This window comes from Tunicatimonas sp., from assembly GCF_049647865.1.
In the GTDB taxonomy this organism is placed as follows: domain Bacteria; phylum Bacteroidota; class Bacteroidia; order Cytophagales; family Cyclobacteriaceae; genus Tunicatimonas.
In genome coordinates, this window is record NZ_JBARYM010000348.1 from 1 (window position 1) to 4,928 (window position 4,928).

At 46.3% G+C, this 4,928-nt stretch carries 2 protein-coding genes; both read right to left on the reverse strand.

What is annotated here, in order from left to right:
- Positions 1 to 51: 51 nt before the first annotated feature.
- The gene (locus WBA23_RS10425) at positions 52 to 3,360 is read right to left on the reverse strand and encodes a TonB-dependent receptor (RefSeq protein WP_424582218.1); all 3,309 of its coding nucleotides are present in this window, start codon (positions 3,358 to 3,360) and stop codon (positions 52 to 54) included.
- Positions 3,361 to 3,538: 178 nt separating this feature from the next.
- Positions 3,539 to 4,627, reverse strand: coding sequence for a purine nucleoside permease (locus WBA23_RS10430; RefSeq protein ID WP_424582219.1), 1,089 nt, complete (start codon positions 4,625 to 4,627; stop codon positions 3,539 to 3,541).
- Positions 4,628 to 4,928 lie beyond the last annotated feature (301 nt).

A 4,928-nucleotide genomic window follows, 5' to 3' on the forward strand; every position in this document is an offset into this window, starting at 1 on the left:
AGCAGCACTAGGCCACTTCGCTATTGTTAGAATAAGTAAGAAAGCTATTTACTAGAAAGAGTAGCGCACACCAAATTGGGCAGCCCAGCGGGAGCCTTCAATATCGGGAGCTTGATTAATATCCCAAGGTTCACCCGGATCGGTGTATGAGAAGACTGGCCGGTCGGTTCCTTCCTGAAAGCCTTCAAACTGCAGCAACTCAAACGCAAATTGATTATTACCGCCACCAACAAAATAGCGCTCACCCCAATTTTGCCCGAACCAGTTACCAACCAGATTACTAAAATTAAATACATCTAGCGACACCTGAAGCGTATGCCGACGGCCACTGCCCGAAGTAATATAGAAATCTTGCAGCAGCTTTAAGTCAAATACATTAGAGAATGGGGCACGACTGCGGTTTTGTTCCGCGTACTGTCCTCGTCGGTCGCTCAGGTGATTCTCGTCTTCTATGTAGGAATTGAATGCTGCGTAAGAAGCCTGTTGTCCTTCTGAGGCAAGTGGGGTAGCTACTGGCCGTCCGGCTGCATCAGAAACCGGGCTACCATCTTCCCCAATCGTCCGTGATCCAAAAATAATATCGCCTTGGCTGGCAGGTACGTAGACCAAAGCGCGTTCGTAATCGGTATTGGTTTCTTCACCCGTTAGCAGATTACTGTTACCGTAGACGTAAGAAAACGGCACTCCTGATTGACCATTGTAGAATAACGACACAGTAGTAGCCATAAATCCGGCGTATTCTTTGCGGTAGGTTAATGCTCCAATTAATCGTGAACCAACATCAAAGGTAGAACGTCCAGGTGAGGGATTATTCCGACCTACTAGACTATAAGTCTGCTGCCAGTTATTGGCGTTAATAAACGCCCGGCCATCAAACAAAGCTTCGGCCCGGGTAAATGAGTAGGCTAAACTAAACCCTAGTCCATCTCGAGCTGGCCGCTCTAGTTTGAAGGTAGTGTTCCAGGTATAGCCTTCGTTCGTATTATCTACTAAGCTAATAAAGTTGTAGGTTGGGTCAATACGACTGCCAGCATTAAACGTAGGGCGATTATCGGGTCCATCTAACTGACCAGTAGCTGGTCTCAAGTTAAGGTTTCTCACCTCGATATTGTTCAGCGTTTTAGTGTACATAAACTCAGCGGAGCCCACTAAGCCTAAAGGCAAAGCCTGATCTACCGCAATATTGGTACGAAATACCTGAGGATACTTGAAGTCTTCAACAAACAGATCAACATCACCGGAGGGGCTAGTCCCATTGATTAGGTTCGCGCGCCACTCTTCTGGGGTTGCGTAGAATGGATCAGCAAAGTCTGGCTGAAGAAAGCTACCGTACAAACTGCTGTTAAGTCCGTTTCGGATGAACATACCCCCCGGCCACACCCAGGGTACCCGACTGGTAAATATACCTAGGCCACCGCGTAGTTGTGTACTTTTAGTACCGGTTACATCCCAGTTAAAGCCAACTCGGGGGCTCCAGAGTACTTGGGTAGCGGGAGCCTTGCTAGCTCGAGCACCCTTTAAATCGTAACCCGCTGCTTCAATCAATGGAACAGTCTCCTGATTAAACTGGGTATTATCTAGTGGCGGATCTTCTAAGAATACTGGTATATCAGCTCGAACGCCGAAGGTTAGTTTAAAATCGCTGTTAAATTGTACCTCATCCTGAATGTAGAACGCCATTTGTAACGCGTCGAAAGTCGGCCCTAAGTTGCTGGCGTTATCGCCTAAACGTATTTCTGACTGGCCGGGGGCCAACTGCTCATGCCCAAACAATACAAAACCTTCTCCACCATTTAAAAATGAGTTCAAATTACCGTAGCGGTACTGGGGAGTAGAAAAAATAGTAAATAAGTTTTCAATCTGAAAAAACTCGTTATGCGTTCCTACGGTGAACGTATGTCGTCCGTTGTACCAATTGAAATTATTGGTAAGGGTGAAGACATCCTGGAACACTACATTAGAATACGAGAAGTTATCGGTACCTACTGCGATCTCAGCCGGACCATCTTCAATAATTACTCGGGGGAAAGGTGATCCCAGAACATCTCGATCGTCGCGTACCCGGGTGTAACCTAAGATCAAATTATTAGAATAGTTGTTACCGAAACTACTCTTTAGCTCAAGAGCCGTAGAGTTGGTGGTGGTAGGAAAGGCGTTTCCTGTATTGAAGAAGAAAATATTCCGACTGCTGGGGCGATTAAGACGGGTAGTTTCACCAAATACGTAGCTATGCCGGGCTGTTAGTTTATGATTACGGTTAATATTCCAATCCAGCTTCGCAATTACCTTGTCACTGTTTCGGGTGCCTACGTTGTTGAGGTAGCCACCGGGATTGTACCCATACTCAGTATCTAAAAAATCAACCAGACCGTTGAGGTCCGCGGCGGTAGCACTTCCTTCATAATCTTGAGAAATGAACGGAAATGGCTCTTCTTGGCGAAGTAACTCTACGTTGGTGAAGAAGAACAATTTATCCTTTATAATGGGACCGCCCAGTCGGAAGCCGTACGTTTCCACATTGAAGGGAGCCAAGCGGGTACGCTGGTCATCCGGAATATCTCCCGGAGTTTTTCCGGCTAGTTGTTCATTACGAAAATAATAGTAAGCCGAACCCTCAAAGAAATTTTTTCCACTACGGGTCACTGCGTTAATTCCGCCGCCGGAGAACCCCCCCAAAGTAACATCGTAGGGAGCGACTACTACCTGAATCTGCTCTAGGGCATCTAAGCTAATGGGTGAAATACCCGCTTGTCCGCCATTCGTTCCAGAGTTTGCCAGACCGAACACGTCGTTATTTACCGCACCATCAATATAAATCGTATTGAAACGGTTGTTAACGCCCGCAATAGAAATTCCCCCGTTGGTGATATTTGCTTGTGGGGTAAGCCGGGTAAAATCGTTCAGATCGCGGTTAACGGTGGGTAAACTCATAATCTGCTCACGGCTTACGTTAGTTTCGGCCCCAGTTTGGTTGCCATCGATCAGGCCTCCGGCTGAAACCACTACATCTTGCAGTTGGGTAACCGATTCGCTCAGCACGGCATCCACGCTAAAGGTTTGGCCTAAGTCTAGGTAGATACCTTCTTGCACCAGATTTTCGTAGCCTACAAAAGATACGGTGAGCGTGTAAGGACCACCCACTCGCATATTGGAAATGCGGAAGAAGCCGCTCTCGTTGGTAGCGTTAATGTAATCGGTACCGGTAGGTTCGTGCAATACCTGTACGCTGGCCCCCGGAATAACCGCGCCATTTCCGTCGGTTACTTCACCATTCATACTAGCGGTGGTGGTTCCTTGGGCCCAGGCAAACTGCAAGCCGAGTCCTAAAGCACATACTAAAGGAAGTAGAATTTTTCTCATCAGAATTAGATTAGGTGTAAACCGCAATATTACGAAAATTATACTCTGTAAGGAAAGAATACTGAACAGGAAAGTTGGTAAGCCTTTTATGTTATTGATTATAAAAGAATACTATCAGTTAATTATTAAAATAATATTTTGGGTAGTAAAGAATTAGTAAAATTATTAGATATTATAATTACTGCTGAGGGTTGCTGTCCAAATCTTCTACTGTTGGTAATTTTTCTTGATACTGCTCCCAGTTTGCTACCAAGTTTTGTACTACCGCATTGCCTACCTGATAGGCCGATTCTAACGAAGGAATGAATCCGGAGTAACCCGAATTTTCGTTTTGCATACTCTCGGCCGCCGTCATTTCGTCGGGCGGCATGGTAAAATTACTGGCGGTTCGTAGCAGCATCAATCGGCTAGCGTCTACCTTACCAGCCTTATCCAGCAGATACAGCGATTGAGCCGTCCCGGTATCTTCCATCGCTGAGGTAACAAATTCTCCTTTCCCCTGCGTCCAGTAATTTACCCAGCGGTTCGCCCACGTATTCATCATTTTGCCGTGCCAAAAGGTCATCGCCGCGACATGATCGCCCTTTAGCACCATCGGCGACTCCTGCGCCTTCGGGTAGTTCGCGTAGCGGGAGCGTAATTGCTGCAAATCTTCGGTATCTTCTAGCACCATGTCTTCAGTCAATTGATAAGCCCACTCAGTTAAGTCAGGATTAAGTTGAAACACTGCTCCACCCTCCGGACTAGGTACTTCTTTGGGGAAAGGCTCAGTCTCACGAAGCGGAAAAATACCGGTCTCCCAATCGCTGGGAATCTCACGTCCATCAATTTCGTGCATTAGGTCACCATCAATAAGCCATTCAGCCCAAGCGGCGGAACCCAACGGCATATCTTCCGGGTCGGCCCCGACAATCCCCGCAACTAACCAGTAGGCTTTCGTAAGATCGAAGCGAGAATCCATTCCCAACGCCATAATGGAAGCCGCCGAATTAATACTGCCCACTCCCGTAGTGATTGCCAAAACGCCTTGATCGGCGTTGTAGTGCAAATTCTGATTTCCCTGTGGGAAGTTAATAGCAGTAGGGAAGGGAAAGCGCTCTACCCAATATTGTAGCTCACCCGGCTGGTCGCCCTGCGGTTCGCCCCGCTCAAACATCGTGACTACCACTACTTTAATAGGAATAGGTTTTTCTTTCTCGGTGACAGCCGTGCTTTCCGGTTGACAGGCGAGAAGAATTAGTGATAAAAGAAAGGTTAGAAGATGCATAGTTTTATATTATGATATTATTGTGTTAGAGTGTCCAGGTGTTCATGTGGATGAATTACCGTATTCAGGATTGTAAATTTATGAGCATTGTTCCACAACGGCTTAAATATGTGAACACATAAACACTATATTTTCAAACATTCATTAATAAAATTATCCCATCGATTTTCCCAAACCCGAAGGGCAGTTTCTCTTTCTTCATCACTCAGCAAGCTGTAAGTGATGCTGTTTATCGCTAATTTCTTTAGTGCTCGCAAGTCTAATTCCCAGGCTAGGAAGATTGACCAGTAATCGTAGGTGA